Below are 24022 nucleotides of genomic sequence, written 5' to 3' on the forward strand. Positions count from 1 at the left end.
TTAATCTTTTATATCAGTAAGAACTAATGAACCATTAGCTAGTTTTTTGAAGGTATAAGTATTTTTAAATTCTTGACGCTTAGGAACATTAATTCCTTTACCTATAGAATAAATTTCATTACAAGTAACTTCACCAGTATTTGTATCATTATTAAATGTATAATTTAATATTTCAGTGCTTTCAAAGTTTTCCCTAATATCTTTAGAATGTATTTCAGGAACAACCTTCTTTTGCTTTTTATAAATAGGACTGTCAAATTCAAGGTAGTTTTCTATATAATTAAAACTATTTGTATTAACAGCATAAGCAAAGTCACTTGAGTAATTTCTTAATAGAACATAAAGATCTTTTTTGAAATTAGCTTCTGAGGCTTTAGCTTCAGCAAAGTTTATATTTATATTGCTTGAAGAATTTACATCATATTTATTACTTATTATTTTTTTATCTCCATCTGTTGATACTCCATAAATAATACTATTAGGATCAATTGGACCAAAGGTTTTAGCATCTTTAATTTTTACCCCAGTATCTTTATTATTTACATATAGTTCAGCATCTGGAATATCGCTAGTAATATTAACTTTAATAAAGTTATCAAATATACTTATTTCTTGGTTAGAAGATTTAAAAGTGTTAACCTCTATATTTTCAGATTTGTTTAAATATGAATTTGATATTTCAGATTTAATAGTATAATTTCCAGGCATTAAAGGGCCTAACTCATCTTTTTTTGTTAAATCTCCAAAAGTTTCATCTCCTATTTGAACTTTTGCATCTTTTAAATCAGTTTTTACCTTTATAAAGCTTGGTTTTACAACTACTTTATAAACAGGTATTAAAAAGAAATCTTTTCTAACCTCTTCTATAGATAAAGGGGAGTCTGTGTCCTTATAATTTCCCTTTTTAAAATCGTCGTTTATTGAAGAAAATTTTGATGGATTTTGATTAAAGTAATCTATTAGAATAGTAGAGTTGCTTTTATTTATTGGTAGAGAGCTATCATTACAATAAAGTATTTTACTAAGTTCCTCTGGATTTGAAGAGGAAATTGAATTTGAAAATGAAAGTGCTATTTCTTTTTCAGATTTAACTGTTGATTTTAAGTAAAAGAATACACCAGAAAATATTACAACAATAAAAACTAGGCTTATTATAATTTTAGATTTTTTCTTGTTTTTTTTTATTTTTGAGCAATTAGGGCAAATTCCATTTATTAATTTTGAACCACATTTATTACAAAAATTCATTTTAAAACCTCCTTAATAATAATTTTACATCTAAAATATAATTTAACATTTTTTTGAACAATTGACAAATTTGTTAACAAAACGTTATAATTTAACATAGAATAGGAGGCGTTTTATGTTTTGTTCAAAGTGTGGTAAGGAAATACCAAATGAATCAGTTTTTTGTCCAGAGTGTGGAAATAAGTGTAAGGGTTCTAGTAAAAGTATACCTATAGATGTAAATGAGCATAAAGGATATATAATAAAATCTTTATGTCATCCAATAACTTCAGTTAAGGAACATGTCTTTGGAGTATCATCAAAAATACAATTAATTTATATTGCAATAATAACCTTAATAATACCACTAGTTAAAACTCTTTTATTTAAAGCCTTTAGTTTTAACTTAGTAAAAAGTGTAGTAGGCATTATACTAGAATTCTCAAATGTTAATACCTGGGATTTTAATAACATGATAAAGGCTAAAAGTCAGTTTGATATGATTATGGAAAATGTATTTCCTACAGGTAATATCTACTTTTTAAATTTAGGAAGCTATATAATTAATTATGCTTTAATATTAGGTATAATTTATATTATATTTAAGTTTTTAGTTAAAGAAGATATAAATAAAGATTCACTTGTAAACATAATGTTTGTAGTATCTATAATAAATGTATTTATATTAATAATATCCTCTATAGCTCTAGTTTTAGGAGGAGCTATTTGGATGATAGTAAGTATATTTAGTTCTATATTATCAGTTGTTTTATTGTATGCTTTATTTAATACTTTAATAAAATCAAAAAATAAATTTATATACATATATTCTTTAACTTGCATGGTTGTTTATTCAATAAATGCATGGTTTGTTTTTAATAATGTATCATCTATAATTTATCAAATTTATTATAATTTAGAGAGATATTTTATTTAATATAGTATATATAAAGAGGCACTTCTTTTTATAAGTGTCTCTTTTGTGTTTTAATAATTATATAGATTGTATATTTTAGAATATGAATAGGAGTTAAATGTATTTATAATTTAAAAGAATTTTTATGGGAGTAGATTAGATGGAAAGCAAAAAGATTTTTATTATAGAAGATGAAGAAAAGATAAGAGAAGAGCTTACTAAATTTTTAGAGAAGTATGGCTATGTTGTAGAATCATCAGATGACTTTGAAAATATAGTTGATATCTCATTAAGTTGTAATCCTAATATGATTTTACTAGATATAAATCTCCCTTATTATGATGGTTACTATATTTGCAGGGAGATAAGGAAGAAAAGCCAAGTTCCAATTATAGTTGTAACTAGTAGACAAAGTGAGATGGATGAGCTTATGAGTATGAATTTAGGGGCTGATGACTTTGTTACTAAGCCTTATAATACTCAAATACTTTTAGCTAGAATTGCATCAATTATGAAAAGAACCTATTCAGGAATTGAGGGGGAAACAGAAATATTTAATTGTAGAGGATTAAAATACAATATGTCTACTAGTGAGGTTTCATTTAAGGATGAAGTAGAGGAGCTTACTAAAAATGAAAGTAAGATTTTAAATATTCTAATAAGAAATAAAGGGAAAATAGTATCAAGGGATAATATTATAAAAGCTTTATGGCAAAGTAATGAGTTTATAGATGATAATACTTTAACTGTTAATGTAAATAGACTTAGAAGAAAGATTGAAGGAATAGGAGCAGAGGGATATTTACAAACTAAGAGGGGGCAAGGGTATATATTATCATGAATTTAAGAGATTTCATAAAAGAAAGAATAGTTTTTATTATTATAAATTCATTAATATTAATTTTTACAGCTTTATTGCTTATGGTTTTAAAGGTTGATAGCTTTGCCATTTTATTTATTGTTATTATAAATGGGACAGGAATTTTAATTTATCATATTTTTGATTATTTAAGAAAGAAGCAATATTATAATGAGATAAAGGAAAATATGGAATCTTTAGATAAGAAATATTTAATATCAGAAGTAATAGAAGAGGGAACTTTTACAGAGAGTAAGTTAATATATGATGTTATATGCAAGAGTAATAAGGCTATGAATGATGAAATAGGGGAATTTAAGAGAGGGATAAATGATTATAGGGAGTATATAGAATTATGGGTTCATGAAATAAAAACTCCCATAGCAACTTGCAAGCTATTAATAGAAAATAATGAATCACCACTTACAGAGAGTATAGGAGAAGAGGTTTGTAAGCTAGAAAATTATATAGATCAAGCTCTCTTTTACACTAGAAGTAATACCCTTGAGAAGGATTATATAATAAAAGAAATGAGTTTAAGTAGTTGCGTAAACAAGGTTTTAAACAATAATGCAGATTCTTTAATAAAGAAAAGAGTTAAAATAAGTTTAGGTGATTTAGAAAAAGGGGTTTATTCAGATAGCAAGTGGATTGAGTTTATTTTAGGACAAATAATATCAAATTCTATTAAATACATGAATAAGGAGCATAAGGAACTAAAAATATATTGCAGTGAAAGCAGTAAATATGTGATTTTAAATATTGAAGACAATGGTGCTGGAATAAGTGAAAAAGATATTTCTAGGGTTTTTGATAAAGGATTTACAGGAGAAAATGGACGTAAGTTTGGAAAGTCTACAGGTATAGGACTATACCTATGTAAAAAGCTTTGTAAGAAACTTGGGTTAGATATAACATTGATTTCTGAAGAAGGTAAGTTCACAAGAGTTTCAATTATCTTTCCAATAAACAGGATGATGATTTTTGAATAGGTAATACTAGATTTATTCTTATTATGATTTAAATAGTGAGGGGGAGAATATATGGGTAAAAAGTTTTTGGTTGTAGTTATAGTATGTATTTTTATTAGATGTTTACTTAATTTAATAGAAGCTATTATGTTAAATATTGAATTTTTAAAGAATATAAATTTTTATTATATTAATACATTTGTTAATGCTTTTTTAGTTATAATTCTTATTGGATCGTATATATATCTTTATAAAAATTATGAAAAATAATTAATTTGATTAATTTAGTTTATGATTTTCATATAAATATACTTTAAAATAAATATTCATATGAAAATTAAGGAGAGGTATTAAAATAAATTTTGATAATAATAGTGAAAAAAGGTGGATTCAAATTTCTGAATCCACCTTTTTATATACCCTTATAATATATTTTAATAGGTTAGCTAAATTTTTTATAAAAAGGTTTTAGAACTGTCTGTATGGACTAGGTTTATTATTTAATGGAAACTAAAGTGATAATAGCAAAGTTAAGATAACAAAGGGAATCTAGCACCTTTAGAAGCTGGATAAAAAATAGGCTTAAGGACTTAGGTTCAATCTAATTGTTTTGCAGGTTACTCTAATCTTTACATAAGAATATTTTAAAAATCACAATGTGACACTTTTGTTAGTTTAGTGTTATATAGTTCTATGGATTGAAATTTTTATATGAAATAGAATTAAAGTATAGAAAGAAGTGCTTAAATGGAAAGTTTTAATATGGTTTAAGCTAGAGTTTTTTAGAAAATATAAGTTAAGGATAAGGAGTGTAGTTTAATGGGTAAAGAGGTTTTAAAGGTAAGTAATATAGAAAAGTATTATGGTAAAAAAGGAAATGTTACAAAGGCAATTAATGATATTAGTTTTACTGTTTCAGAAGGTGAGTTTGTTGGAATAATGGGTGCTTCAGGAAGTGGTAAAACAACACTTTTAAATTGTATATCAACCATAGATAAGGTAACTAGTGGTCATATATATTTAGAAGGAGAGGATGTTACAAGTTTTAGTTCAAAAAAGTTAGCTAAGTTTAGAAGAGAAAAAATAGGGTTTATATTTCAGGATTTTAATCTTTTAGATACCTTAACAGCTTACGAAAATATAGCCTTAGCTCTTACAATTCAAAGAGTGAATAACAAGGAAATAGATAAAAGAGTAAGACTCGTTGCAGAAGCTTTAAATATAAGTAATGAGCTTAATAAATATCCTTATGAAATGTCAGGGGGACAAAAGCAGAGGGTAGCATCAGCAAGGGCAATAGTTACTAATCCATCTTTAGTATTAGCTGATGAACCAACAGGAGCCTTAGATTCAAAGGCAGCTACCATGCTTCTTGAAAGCTTAGAAGATTTAAATAAGAATTTAAATGCAACAATTATGATGGTAACTCATGATGCTTTTACGGCAAGTTATGCAAATAGAATTTTATTTATTAAGGATGGAAAGATATTTAATGAACTTATAAAAGGAACTGATTCTAGAAAAGAATTTTTCAATAGAATAATTGAAGTCATAACTCTTCTTGGAGGTGACAGTAATAATGTATTTTAAGTTAGCCTTTAAAAATATAAAAAAGAGTTATAAAAATTATGTAATATATTTTTTAACCTTGATATTTGGAATATGTATATTTTATACTTTTAACTCCATAGAGTCACAAAGTGTAATGATGGAACTTAATGAGCAAAAGCAGTCAGCCTTTATGATGGCAGAACAATTAATAGGATATTTCTCTGTGTTTATAGCTTTTGTCTTAGGATTTTTAATAGTTTATGCAAATAATTATCTAATAAAAAGAAGAAAAAAAGAGTTTGGAATTTATATGACTCTTGGAATGGAAAATGGAAGCTTATCAAAAATGATATTCTTAGAAACTCTATTTATAGGGGCTATATCTCTAGGAATAGGAGTGGTACTAGGAATAATGTTATCTCAAGCACTTTCAGTACTTACAGCCTATATGTTCCAGGTAGACCTTACAAAGTTTCAATTTGTTTTTTCTCCACTTGGATTTAAGAGAACAGTACTTTGTTTTTCAATAATATATCTTGTTGTATTAATTTTTAACTTTATAAGTGTTAGAAAGATTAAATTAATAGATTTATTAACAGCTTCAAAGAGAAATGAAAAGCCTACTATTAAAAACCTTTGGGTATCAGTAATATTATTTTTAGTTAGTGTGGGAATCTTAGGGATAGCTTATTATAAGGTCATACATGATGGAATTGCCTTTGCTAGTTTTAATGCTCTTGGATTACCAATTTTACTAGGCTGTATTGGAACATTTATATTCTTTTATTCTTTAACAGGATTCTTTTTAAAGGTGATTCAAGGAAATAAAAAGTTCTATTTAAGAGATTTAAACATGTTTGTTATGAAGCAAATAAGCAGTAAAATAAACACAACCTTTGTATCCTTATCATTTATATGCTTAATGTTATTTTTAGCTATTTGTACATTCTCAGGAGGGTTAGGAATAAATAGAGCTATAAATGCTGACTTAAAGGATTTAACTAAATTTGATGTTACCTTTTGGAGTAATAGTGGTGAAAATATAGAAAACTTATTAAAGGAAAAAAATATTGATATATCTAATATAGCTAAAGAAGATTCAAACATGATTATGTATGATAGTGGAGTTAAATACAGTAATTTCTTATCAAAAGAGGGAATGACTGCTATGAAGAACTATTTTCCAGTAGCTAATGATAATGATATATTAGTAATTGGAGAAAAGGGATATAATAATACATTAAAACTTCTTGGGAAAGAGCCTGTTAATTTAAAGGAAAATCAATACTTAGCAGTTGGAAATATTGATGAAATGAAAAAGTGGGTTAATGAGAGCTTAGAAAATGGAAAGAAGATAAATATTTCAGGAAAAACTCTAGAGACTGAAAATAAAAAGTATGAAAATATTAATCTATATAATTTTACTATGAAAGGTGATATTTTAATTTTTGTTGTTAAGGATTCTCTCCTTGAAGGATTAAAACCTGTGTCTAGTAGATTTAATATGATGCTAAAGGATAACTCTAATACAAAGGAAGAATTAGAGAATGTAAGAGATCAGTTAGTAGAAAGTCAGGTTTATTCAATAACAAAAAAAGAAATATATGATAATGCAGCTGGCCTAGGTGCAACAATGGCTTACTTGGGAATATATCTAGGTTTAATATTTATAATAACATCAGCAGTTGTACTTGCTATTCAGCAGCTTACAGAATCTACTGATAATGTAGAAAGATATAGATTATTAAAAGAAATAGGTGTTGATCAAAAGATGATAAATAAAGCTATATTCACTCAAGTAGGAGTATATTTTATGCTTCCTTTATCCCTTGCTATAGTACATTCAATAGTTGGTTTAAAGATATCTTCTACCATAGTAGGAGTATTTGGAAATGCTAGTATAATGCCAAATATAATTATAACAGCAATAATTTTTGTTATAATTTATGGAGGGTACTTCTTAGCAACATATTTAGGGGCTAAGAAAAACATAAATGAAAGATCATAGATAATTAAATATTAAGACATAAGGCTTATTAATTTTAAGGGAGTGTATCAAAATATAATAAAAATTATTTTGATACGCTCCCTTTTTATTTATTAGGTTACATTTTTAAAGAAAATAACTTTTTATATCATATAAAATAAATTGAAGCTTGATTTTTTCTAATAAGTTCTAATGTGATGAATTATAAAAAAATTTATAAAAGTGGGAATAGCATACTGCAAAACCACAACTAAGTAATACCATACCTAAAGCAATTATCAAATCTTGGTTTAAATTTAATTTAGATAAAAATAAACCTAATAAACTACCAACAACTATTAAACCATAGTTAGGATAGTTTTTTAAAATTTTATTTTTATAACTCTTAGAATTATAAAAATTTTTAATATGATTTATTGATAGAATAATTATTAAAATATATATTATGATGAATAAAATAGATAAATTAATAAATTTATTTATAGAAAGAATTTCATTTAATTTGTATAAACCAGATAAAAATAAAAAAAGTGAAAAGGATGATAGTGAAAGAGCAGTATATAAGTCTATGAAACTATATAGTTTTTTCATAAATATTAAATTTATTAAAGAAAAAATATTAAATATGAATATATAAGCATAAATAAATATATTAAAGTTATGTATAAATAAAATAAATATAAAAAAGTTTATAAGAAACATTACTGCCAATATAAGTGGGCGATTAGATTCTAAATTTTTTTCTTTTTGTTTAACCATGAAACATCTCCCCTTTCTTATAAATTATAAAATATTGTAACATAGATGTATAAGAATATTAATTATTTTATTAAAAGGAGGTATAGTAAAAATGGAACAGCTTAACAGAAAAGAAATAATAGAATTAGTAAATATTATTAGAAATCCTAAGGAAGAATGGTCGGAAGCTATGATTGATGAACTAATATTTAAATTAAAAAGAAATGTTATTTATCCAAATCCAAGTGATTTAATTTTCTATACTGAATTATCTGCTGAAGAAATTGCAGATAAAATATTAGCTTATAAACCAATACTATTATAAATAAAAATCTATTATAGATTATTTAAAGATAAAGAAAGTAGGTATTTAATTAAGTACCTACTTTTTTGTATTTATAATTAAATTTTGAGAATATTAATCCATAGATTATTTAAATTTAATAAATATTAGAATAATTTATATGTTAAATTATTAACAAAATCATTGATTTTTGGTAAAATTTTAATATAGGGTATATAAATTGATTATAAGTTAAGAGAATTTGATTACATCTTTACTAATTTATATGTTAGTAATAATATGTTTAGCTTTAAGCAAAAGAAGGGGAGAATTAATATGAGTAAATATATTTATGATGAGAATGTTTTCTTAAAGATAGATAATTTTGATAATATTTATTTTGAAGAGAAAGATTCTGTTTTAAATATAAGGTTGGTCAAAATAGAAGATGGGCTAGTAAAAGAGTTTTTTGAGGATGATTTAAAATTTGATTTATCTAAGTATAATAATACAAAGAAAGAATTAAATAAAAGTTTAGTTTATGAATTAAAAAATGAATTCCTAGATTTTATGGATAATGAAAAAGAAAAGATATTTGATGTAATTATAAATTTAAAAGAACTTAAGGAAGAACTGTGTAGTAAACAAATAAGTTTAGTATAGTTTTTAAGGGTATAAAAATAAGATTAAGATATTTATCTTAATCTTATTTTTTTATATATTAATTTGCTTAAATTAAATATTTTAAAGTTTTATATAATAGATTTTGTTACATAAATAATATCTTAATATCACTTCGTATATAACTAAATACTTATAATATTTATATAAAATAAGTATTTTTACTTATAAGAGAAAGGGTATATAATAAAATCATCAAGTGAGTAGGAAGTGGTGATTAGATAGATGAAAAAATATTTAGATAAGCTTCAAAACATGCCAATAGGAATTAGTGGAACTTGCTTGGCATTTATAACATTGAGTAATTCATGGAAATTAAAAGGAATAAATTATTTTAAACCAATAGCAATATTTTTAGCAGTTTGTATGCTATCTTTAATGATTTTAAGGCTTATAAGATTCCCAAAGGTTATGTATGAGGAACTTAAAAACCCAGTAACAGGAACATTTTATCCTACAATGGGTATGGTTGTTTGGTTAGTATCAGGATTCTTTTATCCTTACTTTCCAGTAGTATGTAGTTGGCTTTGGATAGCAGCTGTAATATATCATTATGGAATAGTTATTTTCTATACAATAATCAGAATAAAAGAAAGAAAGTTTGAAAACATAATGCCAACTTGTTTCATAGTTTATACAGGTATGATAACAGGTAGTGTAGCAAGTAAAGGTATGGATGGGGTAATTCCTCAAATCCCTCAAATAGCACATTTTATGCTTATGTTTGGATTTATATTCTATACAATTCTTCTACCATTAGTTTTATATATAGTATTTAAAAGTGAAATATTAGATGATCACAAATTACCAACAGTAGGTATAATTTGTTCACCAGCTCCACTTGGAGTAGTTGGTATATTAACTATAGAACCAAACCCTAACCCATACATGTTAGCTTGGTTAATAATAACAGGATTAATATTACTTGTTGTTGTTTATGGATACATTTTAAAACTATTTAAAGAAGGTTTTAAACCATCATACGCAGCATTTACATTCCCATTAGCAATTGCTACTTTATCAGCATTTAAGTTATCAACTTATTTTACTGGTTTAGGATATGCTAAAATGGCTAACTTATTTAAATTCTTAGGTGATGTTGAAATATTTATAGCAACATATGTAATATTCTTTATGCTACTTAACTTCTTAAATATGTTCTTCAAAGCTATAAGTCCAAAACTTGGAGAATATGTAGAGGAAGAAGAAGAATTAATAGGTGGAACTCTTTATTCAAAATAATTGAATAGAGTTTACATATAAACTTAAGACTTGATTCACAGTTGAATTTTAGTCGAAAATTTCTAGAATGGGGCTCAACTTCTAGAGATACAAACTCTTATATCTATTATTGTTATAAGATAAGCTTTTAGTTAAACAACATAATAAAAATCTCAATCACTTTACAGTATTTTATAATAAAGATTATGGGTAATTCTTTAATAGTAAGTCAAACTCCCACCGACTTTATAAAATGATAAAATAAACAAATTTAGCCTCTACTCATAATCTTTTTATAAGATGCTCCAAAAATAATGTGTCATGCTGTATTTTCTATTTTTTTGGAAAATCTAAAAGGTAAGTGGAATGATTTAATAGTCATTCCACTTATCTTTTTTATATAACTAAAAACTTATTATTTATATAATTTTTTAGTATTTTTATTTATATATTTAGGTATGTATAATAATTTCGTAATGCAACTAAAGAGAAAACTTTAGGAGCTTACTTAATATTAGAACAAGAAAGGTAACATATGAGGAATAAAATATTAAAAAAATCTAAGTCCATATTACCTGGACTTTTTATATGCTTAATAATAGGCATTATTGCTGAATTTTTAGGAAAAAGCTTTCCTACTGTAGGAGCAGCTACCTTTGCAATATTTATGGGAATATTTTTAGGAAATACACTTTTTAAAAGTGATAAGTATGATGAAGGCACTAAATTTTCAGAAAAAGATCTTTTAAACTATTCAATTGTTTTAATGGGAGCATCTTTAAATATTATTGATATAATGGCTCTAGGATTTAACGGAGTTTTTTATATAGCTATTTTAATGACATTAACAATATGTACAACTTACTTTATAGGAAGAAAGTTAGGCTTTGGAGAAAAGTATTCATTACTCATGTCAGCAGGGAATGCTGTATGTGGTTCATCAGCAATAGGATCAGTATCTCCAGTAATAAAAGCTAAGGATTCAGATAAAGTAATTGCCATAACAATAGTAAATGTAACAGGTACAATATTAATGATACTTTTACCATTAATCACATCTATTTTATATAACAACGATGTTTTGCAGAGCTCTGCATTAATGGGAGGAATATTACAGTCTGTAGGACAAGTTATTGGTTCTGCTAAATTTATTGGCGACCCAGTTGTAGAGCTAGCTACAGTGTTTAAGATTATAAGAATAATATTCTTAGTTGTGGTAGTTTTAGTTTTTGCTAAGATAGAGGTTAATGAAGAAAATAAAGAAGAAATAGCTCATCATCACAAACCAACACATAAGGTTCGTATTCCATGGTTTATAATAGGATTTTTTATTATATGTATTTTAAATTCTATTGGAATTATTCCAGGAATACTTGGAAGAACATTTAAGTGGATTAGTTCTAATTTTGAAATCATAGCTTTAGCTGGTATAGGAATGAGAGTAAAAATTGGAGATTTAGTAAAGGAAGGGCCAAAGGCTATGCTTTATGGAGGGCTTGTAGGAGTTTGTCAAATTATATTTGCCCTATCATTGATTAATATATTTATAAAATAAAAATCGTCAAAGAAGTTGGATAAAATATTTAAACAGTATTTTATTCAACTTTTTAATTTTTACGTACTTTGATTATGATGTTTTATTAGTTAAATAGTTTTTTTCTAAAATATATTGAAAGCTTATATGATAAATTAAAGCATCATTTTATATTGGATAAATTCATATATCTTAAATGAAGAGTTTATTAGGAGGAATAAAATGATAGGAGAGGTATTAAGTTTTGGATATGATCAATGTGCTAAACTAGGTTATGCTATGGGATTTGGAGCAATGGAAGGATTAGTTATATATCTTGGGCTTTTAGCCATAATTGTATTGAAGCTTTTTAATAGTAAAAGCAAAGCTAATTAGTAGGTTAAGAGAGAAGTTTATATGCTTATATCAAATCAATTAAATATATTTAAGAAATAGATTGTATTAGAAGAAACTTTGAAAGTGTTTGTTAGAACAAATAGCTTAAAAATATATAAAAAAATAAAGAATAAACTATATTAATAAGTATATTTGTGAATAAATTTGATTTGAGAAGTGTCAAATACTTTAGTAGTGTAAAACACTAGTTTTTTAGAGCTTATAACATTGATTTTTATAAGATAAAAATTTATAATTAATTGATTTCATTATAAAATAATAATTTTTTATTTTCGACAAAAAGAAAAAGGCTGTGAAGTTATCACAGCTTTTTTCTTTGTTTTAAATAATATTTTTAATCTGTAGAAACTAAAGAGCTATCTTCATTTATTTCTTTATTAGAAGTCTTTTTATTTCCTAAAATATTTAAAAGTGAAGAGCCAACTATTATTATATACCCTGTAAATGATAAGAAATCTGGAATTTCTTTAAAGAACATAAAGCCATATATAGCTGCTATAATAAGCCCAATGTAATCATACATTGATATTTCAGATGCTGGAGCATTTTTGTAAGCTATGGTTAAGGCAACTTGTCCTAATGTGAAAGCTATTCCTGCACTAACAAGTAGAAGTATATTTTGTAGTGTTAAATTATCTGTGTTCATAAACATTGAAGGTAACATAACAATAGTAGCTATGCTTGTAAAGGACAAGATTATTGTCCAGAAGTCTTCTTTATCGCCAATCACTCTTATCATTGTGTATGCTATTCCTGCAAAGGCAGCAGAGGCTACGCCGATAAGGGATGGAATTATAGCAGTACTAAATTGAGGTTTTATTACAAATAAGCTTCCTGCAAAGGCTACTATTAAAAGTGTAAATTGTTTTTTAGTAATTTTTTCGCTAATTAATAAGTAAGAAAAAATTATTGTAAAGAATGGTGCTAATTTAGTTAGTATTGTTGCATCGGATAAAAACATTTTATCTAAGGCATAATAGTTTGTTAGTATGGATAGAGTACCTGTAACCCCTCTAACTAGCAAATATTTTCTACTTTCTTTTTTTCCAAAAAAAGAGCCTTTTTTATAGGCTATTATAAAGCAAACTATTAAGGTTGCTACAACATTTGTCAAAAAAGTTTTTTGATATGAGTTAACTCCTACAGCTAGCTTACTAAGTAGATTCATAGTAGCAAAGGCTGCTGAGGCAAGTATCATAAAAATAATTCCTTTAAATTTTGAATTCATTTTTTTTCTCCTTAATTTATTTTTATATAGATCTTCAGATTATAGTTTATTCTAGTCAGTATTCATTTCATTGTTTATTAAAACACCCTTAATATTCTATATAAAAATTAAAAGTATTATTATAAATAAACAAAGACTATTATAGAGCTAAGAAAATAAGAGGTCAAATTTAATTGTAAAAATATTTATATAATAATTATGAATAATAGAAAGAATATAAATAAAAACTAGGACATAGAGAAGAAAGTAGAGTAAAATTATTTGTTAGAGGATAATAAATAATTTTGCAGAAATAAAATTATAAATTAAGTTTAAGAAGGTGATTTTTTTGAAAGCTGAAATAATGGCAATAGGAACAGAAATACTTTTAGGAGACATAGTAAATACCAATGCTCAATTTTTAGCTAAGGAGTTAGCTAACTTAGGAATTGGAGTTTATCATCAATCAGTAGTTGGAGATAATTCTGAAAGGATTTTAGAGGCTTTTGACAATGCTTTTAAAAATTGCGATACAATTATTACTACAGGTGGGTTAGGACCTACTAAAGATGATTTAAGCAAGGAGCTTGCAGCAAAGTATTTCAATATGGAAATGTGCTTAAGAGAAGAGCTTCTTTGTGATTTGGAGGATTATTTTAAGAAGAATAACCTTGAAATGACAGAGAACAATAAAAAACAATGTTATTTTCCAAAGGAGGCCATAATACTTCCAAACCCTAATGGAACAGCTCCAGGAGCTATTTTAGAAGGGGAAAATAATAAGAGAATAATACTTTTACCAGGACCACCAAGGGAAATGGAGCCAATGTTTACAAACCATGTAGTACCATACTTAAGTAAATTTACTGATAGTGTTTTAGTATCTAAAATTTTAAGAGTTTTTGGCATTGGAGAAAGCAAGATGGAGGATTTAGTATGTGATCTTTTAGATAATGAAAATCCAACAGTTGCTCCTTATGCAAAAAATATAGATGTTATTTTAAGAATTACTGCTAAGGGAAAAAATAAAGAAGAGGCAGAAAAGCTTATTTCTCCTATGGAAAAAGAGATTAGAAAGAGACTTGGAGATAATATCTATGGTGAAGGGGAAGTAACTTTAGAAGAGGTTGTTGGAAAATTATTAGTTGATAAAAAAATGACAGTATCAACAGCTGAATCTTGTACTGGTGGCATGGTTGCAAGCACATTAATAAACTATCCAGGAATATCTGAGGTATTTATGGAAGGCGCTGTAACTTATTCTAATGAAGCAAAAATGAAGAGACTTGGAGTAAAAAAAGAAACTTTAGAGGACTTTGGCGCAGTTAGTGAAGAGTGTGCTAGAGAGATGGCAAAGGGTATTGCTAAAAATGCAGGAACAAGAATAGGAATTTCTACAACAGGTATAGCAGGTCCTGGCGGTGGAACAGAAGAAAAGCCTGTAGGTCTTGTTTATGCTGGATTATGTATAGATGGAATTACAAAGGTTAAAAAATTTAATTTTAAAGCTGATAGACAAAAGGTTAGAACTAGAACAATGATGAATGTTTTAGATTGGTTAAGAAGAGAGCTTGAAAAAATTGATTAAAAAAAATTAAGCTTTAAAAAATATTATTTTACCTTATGTATAGAAAAGAAATAAAAAATTACCCATTAAGTAAACTTAATGGGTAATTAATATGTGCTTAGAGTGTCTAATAATTTATTTTAAAAAGCTTAGCTTTTAAATATGTCTTACTTAAAAATTGAGAGAGTATATGAATACTCTCTACTAGAAAAACATGAAGAAAATTTATTACATTATAAGGGTTTTAAGGGGGAGACAGTTTCGTTAGTCCGTACTTTAACGAAACTGTCAGTATAAATAAAATGGGGGAGAGGCTATTATAAGATTGAAGCTTATTGCCTCAGTAAATATTATTAACAGTATTATTTTTTTTATACAGTTAAAACAAAATATTTTTTATATTTATTTTTTATTTTTAAGAAAAAAGTTTAAGAAAAAAATTAAGTCTATTATACTTAAAGATGATAGATATAGCTTATTAAAATATTTATAGAATTTATGTGTTTTAAAATTAATATAATAAAAAGTAAGTAAAATAAAAAAGTAATTAATTAGTAATATAAGATAATTGATAAATATGTTATATTTTAAAATGATTAATTATGCTTTAAAATATTAAACTTGGATTTATGTAATTTTTAAATTAATTTTTTATAGAAGGGAGAAATAAGATGAAGCCTATATTTAAAGTAAGTTTATATTTTCTTATAGTATTAGTTTTATCTATAGTAGGGCCAATGTTTGTGACGCCAGTACTATATAAGATAGGATTAGTGCCGCCATTAGTTTTAATGGTAATACACATAATATTTTTCATAGTGCCAGCAATAATATATATAATTGTAACTAAGAGTAATTATAAAAAGGTTTTTAGCTTTAAAAAACCAAAGGGAAAAGATGTATTCTTTTCTATATTAATAGCAGCTTTAGCGCTTCCAATAATGACATTCTTCTCATATACATCAAGTTTCTTTTATACAAATGATGTAGCCTTAGTTTTAGATCAAATGAGAGCATATCCATTATGGTTAATGATTTTAGTTGTAGGGGTAACACCTGCCATAACAGAAGAAATAACTATAAGAGGTATTGCCTTATCAGGATTTGAATTTAAAAGTAAAAATGTAGCTGCAATAATGACAGGAATAATGTTTGGTATTCTTCATTTAAATGCACATCAATTTTTATATGCTACAGCCATGGGAATAATTTTAGCTTATGTAGTAAGAGCTACAGGAAGTATATTTTTATCAATGTTAATCCATTTTCTAATTAATTCATGGAATTTAATTCAGCAAAGAATAGTTAGTCAAGGAATAACTACAGAGGATTTAGTTCATTCAATGGATTCTATAAAAAATATTCCAATGGAATTAAAAATAGGAGTGTTCTTATATTATTTAATTGCTGCAATAGTAGCTGCATTTTTAATTAGTTACTTAATAAGAAAGATGGAAAAGAGAAACTTCGATATAACTTTAGATGAGTTAGATGTTGCAACAAGAGTTTCTTATAAAGAAGAGAGAGTAATAAATGCACCGTTTATAATAAGTGTAATAGTATTTATTGTATATACCTTCTTTATAATGAAGGGGTAATAAAAAGTCGTTGTAATATTATTTGAAAATGGGCTTATTTTTGCATGTATGAGTTTAAAAAAACAGCAAATAAGCTTTAAAAAAGGAACTGTTTGGGAGAACAGTTCCTTTTTCTATTAAATTGTGTGGTTAACTTAAGAGTGTATTAAGCTATTAGTATTATTGACTAATAATTAAAAAAATATACCAATTAATATATTTTAAATTTTTTGCCTAGAATAGTGTTTTTATATTCTAAGGTTGCATCTGTAAAGAAATGAGAAATTTTCTTGTCTGTAACTATTTTAATACCATTATCCATAACCACATCATCATTTTCACGCTGTTCATCCAGAACAACTTCAATATTTAAGCCTGCTCAGCCAGAGGAACAAGCTTTTATTCTAATGGCATCTTTATCACTATTATCAAGCATATCTTTAACTTTATCTAAAGTGTTTGGATGTATTTTAACCTTCATAATAAAAACCTCCTTATAAATTTTAGTGAATTTAATATATAAATTAACTTTATTTATTAAATTATATACTCTTATTAAAAAGGGAGCTATAGTATGTAATTTTAAGTGTGAATAAAAAAATAGTGTTATGATTTTTTTATATATTTGAATAATAATATATGAATTTAGAAACAATATGAATATTTATATGATAAAATAGTTTTATTAACAAAATGTTCAAAAAGTACTTGAAATTTTACCTGAAAGTGATATTATAAGTTATATAAGGAATAACAATTATTAATTAATATGGCTTAAAAATTATTTATTTGGAAAAATAATTTTAATTGTGTTTTTTCAAATAAGTGATTTGTAGGAGGTTTTTTATTATGAAAAGTTTAAAAGGTACTAAAACTGCTGAAAATCTAATGAAATCATTCGCTGGTGAATGCCAAGCAAGAACAAGATATACTTATTTTTCAAGTACAGCTAGAAAAGAAGGTTATGTTCAAATATCAAATATATTTTTAGAAACTGCTGAAAATGAAAAAGAACACGCTAAGAGATTTTATAAATTCTTAAAAGACGATCTTCAAGGAGAAGCTGTAGAAATAAATGCTGCTTACCCAGTAGAATTACCTACAGATACATTAACTAACTTAAAATTTGCTGCTGACGGAGAACATGATGAATTAAGTAATCTTTATCCATCATTTGCTGATGTAGCTGACGAAGAAGGATTCCCAGAAGTAGCTGCTGCTTTCAGAATGATAGCTAAAGCAGAAACTGCTCACTATAATAGATTTATGAAATTAGCTAAAAACATTGAAGAAGGAAAAGTATTCAAAAAAGATGAAGTAGTACTTTGGAAATGTGGAAACTGTGGATTTATTTGGGAAGGTGCAGAAGCTCCATTAAAATGCCCTGCATGCTTACATCCACAAGCTTACTTTGAAGTTTTCAAAGAAACTTATTAAAAAATAGATTTATTCATGCTTAACTCGTATAATTTTATCAATTGAATGTAAATATAATAAACTAAAACTTATTTCAGAGAGAAGAAATTCTCTCTGATTTTTTTTATAAATAAAGAGCGTATATCAAAATAACTTTTGATGTACGCTCTATAAATTTTAAGTGTTAATGTAGTGGATAGCTAAAAACCACCATTTTGTTTTCATCATTTATTGGTCTCCAAAATTGAATTTCATCAATTAAAAGCTCTCTATCAAAATTATAATCTTGAAGTTTTGTATAAGCTGACTCAAACTCATCCTCTCCCCATACTCTCTGTGCAAAATATGGGTTAGCTAAGGATACATGAAGCTGCCATGTATCTGGGTTAGAAGTCAATTTAAATCCTTCTTTTGATAAATTCTCATAAAGTTCTCTAGAAAGTTTCTTTATTACTCCACTTTCTTCATCTACTTTTAAATTTACAGACCTATAAGGTTCTCCAAATTTAATCAGTCCATTTAAATGAACTTCAAATTTTTTATATGATTTTAAAGTGTTTTTTACTACTTCATTTAATTTATCCATATCAGGATCTTCAATTACAGCTAAGGTAATATGAAGCATAGGAAGGTTCTCATAAAGTTTATATTCATTTGAAATGGATTCTTGCAATGGCTTTATTATTGCATAGGAAACCTTATCAAATAGTGCCACTAAGTAATATAGCATAGATAAACCCCTTTCTTACTAGTTTGTACAATTTATACCAAGTATTTAATCTATTATATCATATAGAAACTTAGGAAGACTACAAATAGACCTTATTACAATAGGATATACACCCTTAAGAAATTGGTTGATTTTATTTAAATGGACTATTAAGAAAATAATTGATTTTATTTAAAAGTAATATTAAATTTTAAGAACAAATTTTAAAAAGATGTATATATTAGTTTATTGAGGGAATTTATGAGGAATCTAAAAAGCTTTTAGTAAACTGAAAGTAAAAAAGAGATAAATTTTATGGAGAGGAGGAAAAATATATTTGAAAAACTAAAGTTAGATAATATACTATATATAATGTATATTAGAGAGTTTAAAAAGAAGTTTATTTAATATATATTTTAGTTTGAAATTTTTGAAAGGTGGAATAGGGAAATGGTAGAAAGCAGAGTAAGTAGATTAAATAAGAAAAAATCATCTAAGATGTCAGTTCTATATAATATAGTTGGAATTTGCTTTTTAGCTTTAATTTTATTTGTTGGTAGCCAAATGTTTCTTTAAGAATTTACTACTTAGTTGGAGTTTGTTTACGTAGATAGAATTTCTGTATAAAGAAGTAAGAGCTTAATGATAGTTAAGTAAATGATTTTCTTTATATGGATAAAGTGAGTGTAAATAAAAATTCCAGCTTAAAATATTTAGTATTTTACATAATATGAGGTTTAGTTTAGAAAATAAATTTTTTTGTTAAGGGATAGTATTTTGAGTTCATATATTTTATGAGATTATTTTTATAGAGATTTTTAGATAAGGAGATAGAAGTTAAATGAGTATTTTAATAGTTAAAAATATGAATCATGGCTTTGGAGATAGAGCTATATTTGAAGATGTGTCTTTCAGACTTTTAAAGGGGGAGCACGTTGGACTTATAGGAGCAAATGGAGAAGGTAAATCAACTTTCATGAACATAATTACAGGTAAACTTATGCCAGATGAGGGAGATGTTCAATGGAGTAATAAGGTTAGAGTTGGTTACATGGATCAGCATGCCAAGCTTGAGAAAGGCAAAACTATAAGAGAAGTTTTAAGAGAAGCATTTCAGTATCTTTTTGATATGGAAGTTGAAATGAATGGTCTTTATGAGAGAATGGGTGAAATGTCAGAGGATGAGATGACTAAAGCCTTAGAAAGAACAGCTACAATTCAAGATATGTTAGATCATAATGGATTTTATATGATAGATGCAAAGGTTGAAGAGGTTGCAGCTGGATTAGGTCTTAGAGATGTTGGATTAGATAAGGATGTTACTGATTTAAGTGGAGGACAAAGAACTAAGGTTTTATTAGCTAAACTTTTATTAGAAACACCAGATATATTACTTCTAGATGAGCCTACAAACTACCTTGATGAGGAACATATAGCTTGGCTTAAAAACTATTTAATAGGATATGAGAATGCATTTATCTTAATATCACATGATATTCCATTCTTAAATAGTGTAGTAAATGTAATATACCACGTTGAAAATAGAGCATTAACTAGATACACTGGGGATTATGATAATTTTATGAGAGTATATGAAGCTAACAAGAAGCAATTAGAGGCTGCTTATGAAAGACAACAGGCTGAAATAGCTAAACTTGAAGACTTCGTTGCTAGAAATAAGGCTAGAGTTGCTACAACAGGTATGGCAAGAGCTAGACAAAAGAAATTAGATAAAATGGATAGAATTGAGCTTGCTGCTGAGAAACCAAAACCAGAGTTTAACTTTAAGCAAGGAAGAACTTCAGGTAAATTAATCTTTGAAGCAAGAGATTTAGTTATAGGATATGATGAGCCATTAAGTAAACCACTTAACATAAGAATGGAAAGAGGACAAAAAATAGCCTTAGTTGGAGCTAATGGACTTGGAAAATCAACACTTCTAAAAAGCTTAATGGGATTAATAAAACCAATAAGTGGAGAGGTTGAAACAGGAGACTACCAAAGCATAGGATACTTTGAACAAGAAATAAAAGAAGCAAACTATAATTCATGTATAGAAGAAGTGTGGCAAGAGTTCCCTGGATACACTCAATACGAAGTAAGAAGTGCCCTAGCTAAATGTGGATTAACAACTAAGCACATAGAAAGCTCAGTAGCAGTATTAAGTGGGGGAGAACAAGCTAAGGTAAGACTTTGTAAGCTAATAAACAAAGAAACAAACATACTTATCCTAGACGAGCCAACAAACCACTTAGACGTTGAAGCTAAAGATGAATTAAAGAGAGCATTAAAAGAATATAAAGGAAGCATACTTTTAGTTTGCCATGAACCAGAATTCTATAGAGACTTAGTAACAGATGTATGGTCATGTGAAGACTGGACTTTAAAAATTGTATAATAAATAAATTAAAGCTATGGTTTAAAAGCCATAGCTTTTAATTTTCTTTAAAATTGTGTCTTTCAAGAAGCAATTCAATAGCTTCATCAAGTAGTTTATTTCTATTAGTTTTATAGATTTTTAGAATAATGAAAAGTGAACCGTACCATAAATAACGGAGGTTTTTACTAAAATTGGATAATTGGATATAATGGAGAGGATATTTATGTGTCGCTTTCATAAATAAATTCATGACAGAAATGTTGTAAATTCTTTAGTTATATACAGTTATTATAAAAATAAAATGGTATGATATATATATTTACATAATATTAGGTTGAATGGTACAATAATACAAAAAAAGATTGTGGGGAGAAATATGTTAACGGTAAAGGATATATATATAGGAAAGCCAGATGCAAAAGATGAAATAATATCTCAGAAATCAGATGAGTTTTTAGAAAGTTTTGTTATTCCACCAAATTTTGATTTTGAAAAGTTAATTTCAGGGGATGAAATATTTATAAATGGATATAAGGGTACAGGAAAGACTGCATTATTATTATATTTAAATGCTAAATGCAAAGAAAATGATATATTGACATGTTCATCATTTATTTTATTTAAAAGTGATTATGGAAATGTACAGAAGTTGGAATTAGAAAATATTTCAAAAAATATAATAAAAACAATAGGAATAGATAAAGAAACACTAATTAAGGAAACTGATTTTGAATATATATGGAGATGGATTATTTTCAAACAAATAATTGATGATAACAATGAAAATAATGGAGCTATATTTGTAGAAGATAATAATTGGAATGAATTTAAAAAGATTATCGATTCAATTCTTTCTGAAAAATCATCAAAAGGGTTTTTTAGAATGCCTAATAAGGTGAAAATGGGATTGGGATATACATTTAATAATATAAATGCTAATTCAACTATTAAACCTGAAGTATTGTTAGATTTTGATAAAAATGAAAATATTAATGAATATTCACAATTTATTAAGCTATTAGATAAAGCAACAAAAATATTCTACACACTAAAAAGGACAGAAATACCATATTATATATTTGTGGATGAACTTGAAGCTTTTTACGCTGAAGCAAGTGTACTACAACGTGATTTGACAATGATTAGAGATTTAATTATTACAGTAAAAAATGTAAATTCATTATTCATTGAGAGTAACTTTAAAAATACAAAAATAATTTGTTCCATTAGAACAGAGATAGTAAATAGTATAATGAAATTTGTACCATCTAAGGAGATAAATAAAATTATTTCAGGATATGAATGTCCATTGGTATGGAACTATAGTAATACTAATTCATATACTCATCCAATTTTTGAAATATGGCTTAAAAGGATTGAATTATCAGAGAATAGAAATAATATTACCTTCAAAAACAAAAAAGAAATCTATGAAAAGTGGTTTTGTTCAGAAGTTGATGAAGTTCCTACTGTTACATATATTCTAAACAATACATGGAATAAACCAAGAGATATAGTAAGGTTTTTAAACTCAACTAAAAATACATTATTCTCCAATAGAGATGTATATTCACCAGGTATATTTCATGCAAGCATTCAAGAATATTCACAGGAAAGTTTAAAGGAAATAAAAGAAGAATTAAATGCACTATATACACCAAATGAATTAGAGATTATGTTTATGTGTTTAACTGGATATAAGCCATATTTTTCATATGAGGAATTGCTAGAAAGAATATCTAAGTACTTTAATGAATCTTTTTTAAAGAGTAATATAGTGAGTGTACTTAATGATTTATACAGAGTTGGAATAATAGGAAACAAGTCAAAGTCTTCTGGCCAGTATAGATGGCAGCACAAGAGCAATGATGGAATAATTTTTGATGAAGAGTGGGATATTTGTGTTCATAAAGCACTATGGAAAAGTTTATCCTTAAGTGAGAAACATGGAAGAGTTGCTAAGATAATTGAAGAAAATAATAAAAAGGATTTATATGGAACAAGGGTAAAGTGTGTCGTTGAGAAGGTAGTGTTAGGGTTTGCAATAGTTACGTTTGAGATTAACGATGAAAAGTTATATGGAAGTATACATATAAGTGAACTATCTTATAAATATATTAAGAATATATTTGATTTTATAAAAATAGGAGATGTATTAGAAGCAAGGGTTCTAAACTATAATAAAAAGCATTTGAAATGGGTATTAACATGTAAAGGCTTATAATGAAATAAACTTGGTTGTTTTTAAAGATAGTGATTCGTCTTAATTCTGGAATCCTAAACAATAAAGATGATGTTATTTTGGGGTTAAGGAATGTTAAATACGAAATAAATCTAAAATATAAATATATATTATAATTAAGAATAGTATAATATTGGAGAAATTACTTATAAGAAACTTCTATGTGTAATTAGATTGCATATAGAAGTTTCTTATATTTTAGGGAGGATTAATGATGAAGAAGATTTACAAGGAAAATCAATTACTAGAAGTAATTAATATACCATCAGAAGTAATTGAGAGTATAAAAGTAACAATAGATATACTTAATGAAAACTACGGAGAAAACAGAGATGTAGATAAAGACTTAGGAGGATATGTTTTAGTAGTTGAAAGTATAGAAGATGTTAAAGAACTTAAAAATGGAATGTTGAAAGACGTATTACCAGAATATACAGATGAGATTATATGTAGTGAAGGAGTTAAATATACTTCTTCACTATTTTTACTTTCTAGCGATTTTTCATTAGTAGTCATAGCAGAGGAAGAACTTTCTAAGATACTTTTAGATTAAGGAGGTG

21 protein-coding genes are annotated in these 24022 nt (G+C 26.2%); 18 read left to right on the forward strand and 3 right to left on the reverse strand.

What is annotated here, in order from left to right:
* Entirely contained in the window at window positions 1-1248 is a 1248-nt protein-coding gene (locus GOM42_RS00820; protein ID WP_110077523.1) for a hypothetical protein, read from the reverse strand.
* Between the two features lie 115 nt (window positions 1249-1363).
* Here GOM42_RS00820 and GOM42_RS00825 point away from each other — a divergent pair, with 115 nt between their 5' ends.
* The 11 genes from GOM42_RS00825 to GOM42_RS00875 all read left to right on the forward strand — a co-directional run bounded on the left by GOM42_RS00825 (window position 1364) and on the right by GOM42_RS00875 (window position 12343).
* The gene (locus tag GOM42_RS00825; protein ID WP_003448538.1) at window positions 1364-2164 is read left to right on the forward strand and encodes a zinc ribbon domain-containing protein; all 801 of its coding nucleotides are present in this window, start codon (window positions 1364-1366) and stop codon (window positions 2162-2164) included.
* Window positions 2165-2303: 139 nt separating this feature from the next.
* A complete protein-coding gene (locus GOM42_RS00830) occupies window positions 2304-2984 on the forward strand; it encodes a response regulator transcription factor (RefSeq protein ID WP_011009624.1) in 681 nt (226 codons plus the stop codon).
* Window positions 2981-3994, forward strand: a complete 1014-nt coding sequence (locus GOM42_RS00835) for a sensor histidine kinase (RefSeq protein ID WP_252597679.1) — start codon at window positions 2981-2983, stop codon at window positions 3992-3994. The genes GOM42_RS00830 and GOM42_RS00835 overlap by 4 nt, the downstream gene beginning before the upstream one ends.
* 51 nt (window positions 3995-4045) lie before the next feature.
* Window positions 4046-4243, forward strand: coding sequence for a hypothetical protein (locus GOM42_RS00840; RefSeq protein ID WP_011009626.1), 198 nt, complete (start codon window positions 4046-4048; stop codon window positions 4241-4243).
* A 549-nt stretch (window positions 4244-4792) separates the two neighbouring features.
* Entirely contained in the window at window positions 4793-5563 is a 771-nt protein-coding gene (locus GOM42_RS00845) for an ABC transporter ATP-binding protein (protein WP_003448577.1), read from the forward strand.
* A complete protein-coding gene (locus GOM42_RS00850; protein WP_011009627.1) occupies window positions 5553-7532 on the forward strand; it encodes an ABC transporter permease in 1980 nt (659 codons plus the stop codon). The genes GOM42_RS00845 and GOM42_RS00850 overlap by 11 nt, the downstream gene beginning before the upstream one ends.
* 829 nt (window positions 7533-8361) lie before the next feature.
* Window positions 8362-8574: a bacteriocin immunity protein gene (locus GOM42_RS00855; protein ID WP_003467733.1), complete on the forward strand. Its 213-nt coding sequence runs from the start codon at window positions 8362-8364 to the stop codon at window positions 8572-8574.
* Between the two features lie 294 nt (window positions 8575-8868).
* Window positions 8869-9195 (forward strand): hypothetical protein, encoded by a 327-nt coding sequence (locus GOM42_RS00860; protein ID WP_003448594.1) that lies wholly within the window; start codon window positions 8869-8871, stop codon window positions 9193-9195.
* A gap of 243 nt (window positions 9196-9438) precedes the next feature.
* Window positions 9439-10455 carry a TDT family transporter gene (locus GOM42_RS00865; RefSeq protein ID WP_003462810.1) on the forward strand — a complete coding sequence of 339 codons (1017 nt, stop codon included), beginning with the start codon at window positions 9439-9441 and terminating at the stop codon, window positions 10453-10455.
* Window positions 10456-10969: 514 nt separating this feature from the next.
* Window positions 10970-11989: a putative sulfate exporter family transporter gene (locus GOM42_RS00870; protein ID WP_003472801.1), complete on the forward strand. Its 1020-nt coding sequence runs from the start codon at window positions 10970-10972 to the stop codon at window positions 11987-11989.
* Window positions 11990-12190: 201 nt separating this feature from the next.
* Window positions 12191-12343, forward strand: coding sequence for a hypothetical protein (locus tag GOM42_RS00875; protein ID WP_003457587.1), 153 nt, complete (start codon window positions 12191-12193; stop codon window positions 12341-12343).
* Window positions 12344-12698: 355 nt separating this feature from the next.
* On the opposite strand, the gene GOM42_RS00880 is transcribed toward GOM42_RS00875, so the two are convergent.
* The gene (locus GOM42_RS00880; protein WP_003467780.1) at window positions 12699-13592 is read right to left on the reverse strand and encodes a DMT family transporter; all 894 of its coding nucleotides are present in this window, start codon (window positions 13590-13592) and stop codon (window positions 12699-12701) included.
* Between the two features lie 328 nt (window positions 13593-13920).
* Here GOM42_RS00880 and GOM42_RS00885 point away from each other — a divergent pair, with 328 nt between their 5' ends.
* From GOM42_RS00885 to rbr, 3 genes are all read left to right on the forward strand, one after another.
* Window positions 13921-15159, forward strand: coding sequence for a competence/damage-inducible protein A (locus GOM42_RS00885; RefSeq protein WP_004459640.1), 1239 nt, complete (start codon window positions 13921-13923; stop codon window positions 15157-15159).
* Window positions 15160-15809: 650 nt separating this feature from the next.
* Window positions 15810-16736: a type II CAAX endopeptidase family protein gene (locus GOM42_RS00890; protein WP_003457488.1), complete on the forward strand. Its 927-nt coding sequence runs from the start codon at window positions 15810-15812 to the stop codon at window positions 16734-16736.
* An 828-nt stretch (window positions 16737-17564) separates the two neighbouring features.
* On the forward strand, window positions 17565-18152 hold the full coding sequence (rbr, locus tag GOM42_RS00895) for a rubrerythrin (RefSeq protein WP_003448599.1): 588 nt from the start codon (window positions 17565-17567) through the stop codon (window positions 18150-18152).
* Between the two features lie 163 nt (window positions 18153-18315).
* Here rbr and GOM42_RS00900 read toward each other — a convergent pair whose 3' ends face one another.
* Window positions 18316-18861 (reverse strand): 2'-5' RNA ligase family protein, encoded by a 546-nt coding sequence (locus tag GOM42_RS00900; RefSeq protein ID WP_003457557.1) that lies wholly within the window; start codon window positions 18859-18861, stop codon window positions 18316-18318.
* Between the two features lie 429 nt (window positions 18862-19290).
* Between GOM42_RS00900 and GOM42_RS15665 the strand changes: the two genes are divergently transcribed.
* The 4 genes from GOM42_RS15665 (at window position 19291) to GOM42_RS00915 (ending at window position 24015) form a co-directional block, all read left to right on the forward strand.
* Window positions 19291-19416: a hypothetical protein gene (locus GOM42_RS15665; protein ID WP_003448566.1), complete on the forward strand. Its 126-nt coding sequence runs from the start codon at window positions 19291-19293 to the stop codon at window positions 19414-19416.
* Window positions 19417-19681: 265 nt separating this feature from the next.
* Window positions 19682-21238 (forward strand): ABC-F family ATP-binding cassette domain-containing protein, encoded by a 1557-nt coding sequence (locus tag GOM42_RS00905; protein ID WP_003457588.1) that lies wholly within the window; start codon window positions 19682-19684, stop codon window positions 21236-21238.
* Between the two features lie 358 nt (window positions 21239-21596).
* Entirely contained in the window at window positions 21597-23444 is a 1848-nt protein-coding gene (locus tag GOM42_RS00910; RefSeq protein ID WP_110077525.1) for a hypothetical protein, read from the forward strand.
* A 232-nt stretch (window positions 23445-23676) separates the two neighbouring features.
* Entirely contained in the window at window positions 23677-24015 is a 339-nt protein-coding gene (locus GOM42_RS00915) for a hypothetical protein (RefSeq protein ID WP_110077526.1), read from the forward strand.
* The last annotated feature ends 7 nt before the right edge of the window (window positions 24016-24022 follow it).

Origin of the sequence: Clostridium sp. 16K-1-R1, from assembly GCF_023921145.1 — a bacterium.
Taxonomy (GTDB): Bacteria; Bacillota; Clostridia; order Clostridiales; family Clostridiaceae; genus Sarcina; species Sarcina perfringens.

Excerpts from the sequence above, each read along its gene's own strand:
- GOM42_RS00820 (WP_110077523.1), bottom strand. The coding sequence starts at position 1,248 with ATGAATTTTTGTAATAAATGTGGTTCAAAATTAATAAATGGAATTTGC.
- GOM42_RS00825 (WP_003448538.1), top strand. The coding sequence starts at position 1,364 with ATGTTTTGTTCAAAGTGTGGTAAGGAAATACCAAATGAATCAGTTTTT.
- GOM42_RS00830 (WP_011009624.1), top strand. The coding sequence starts at position 2,304 with ATGGAAAGCAAAAAGATTTTTATTATAGAAGATGAAGAAAAGATAAGA.
- GOM42_RS00835 (WP_252597679.1), top strand. The coding sequence starts at position 2,981 with ATGAATTTAAGAGATTTCATAAAAGAAAGAATAGTTTTTATTATTATA.
- GOM42_RS00840 (WP_011009626.1), top strand. The coding sequence starts at position 4,046 with ATGGGTAAAAAGTTTTTGGTTGTAGTTATAGTATGTATTTTTATTAGA.
- GOM42_RS00845 (WP_003448577.1), top strand. The coding sequence starts at position 4,793 with ATGGGTAAAGAGGTTTTAAAGGTAAGTAATATAGAAAAGTATTATGGT.
- GOM42_RS00850 (WP_011009627.1), top strand. The coding sequence starts at position 5,553 with ATGTATTTTAAGTTAGCCTTTAAAAATATAAAAAAGAGTTATAAAAAT.
- GOM42_RS00855 (WP_003467733.1), top strand. The coding sequence starts at position 8,362 with ATGGAACAGCTTAACAGAAAAGAAATAATAGAATTAGTAAATATTATT.
- GOM42_RS00860 (WP_003448594.1), top strand. The coding sequence starts at position 8,869 with ATGAGTAAATATATTTATGATGAGAATGTTTTCTTAAAGATAGATAAT.
- GOM42_RS00865 (WP_003462810.1), top strand. The coding sequence starts at position 9,439 with ATGAAAAAATATTTAGATAAGCTTCAAAACATGCCAATAGGAATTAGT.
- GOM42_RS00870 (WP_003472801.1), top strand. The coding sequence starts at position 10,970 with ATGAGGAATAAAATATTAAAAAAATCTAAGTCCATATTACCTGGACTT.
- GOM42_RS00875 (WP_003457587.1), top strand. The coding sequence starts at position 12,191 with ATGATAGGAGAGGTATTAAGTTTTGGATATGATCAATGTGCTAAACTA.
- GOM42_RS00880 (WP_003467780.1), bottom strand. The coding sequence starts at position 13,592 with ATGAATTCAAAATTTAAAGGAATTATTTTTATGATACTTGCCTCAGCA.
- GOM42_RS00890 (WP_003457488.1), top strand. The coding sequence starts at position 15,810 with ATGAAGCCTATATTTAAAGTAAGTTTATATTTTCTTATAGTATTAGTT.
- rbr (WP_003448599.1), top strand. The coding sequence starts at position 17,565 with ATGAAAAGTTTAAAAGGTACTAAAACTGCTGAAAATCTAATGAAATCA.
- GOM42_RS00900 (WP_003457557.1), bottom strand. The coding sequence starts at position 18,861 with ATGCTATATTACTTAGTGGCACTATTTGATAAGGTTTCCTATGCAATA.
- GOM42_RS15665 (WP_003448566.1), top strand. The coding sequence starts at position 19,291 with ATGGTAGAAAGCAGAGTAAGTAGATTAAATAAGAAAAAATCATCTAAG.
- GOM42_RS00905 (WP_003457588.1), top strand. The coding sequence starts at position 19,682 with ATGAGTATTTTAATAGTTAAAAATATGAATCATGGCTTTGGAGATAGA.
- GOM42_RS00910 (WP_110077525.1), top strand. The coding sequence starts at position 21,597 with ATGTTAACGGTAAAGGATATATATATAGGAAAGCCAGATGCAAAAGAT.
- GOM42_RS00915 (WP_110077526.1), top strand. The coding sequence starts at position 23,677 with ATGAAGAAGATTTACAAGGAAAATCAATTACTAGAAGTAATTAATATA.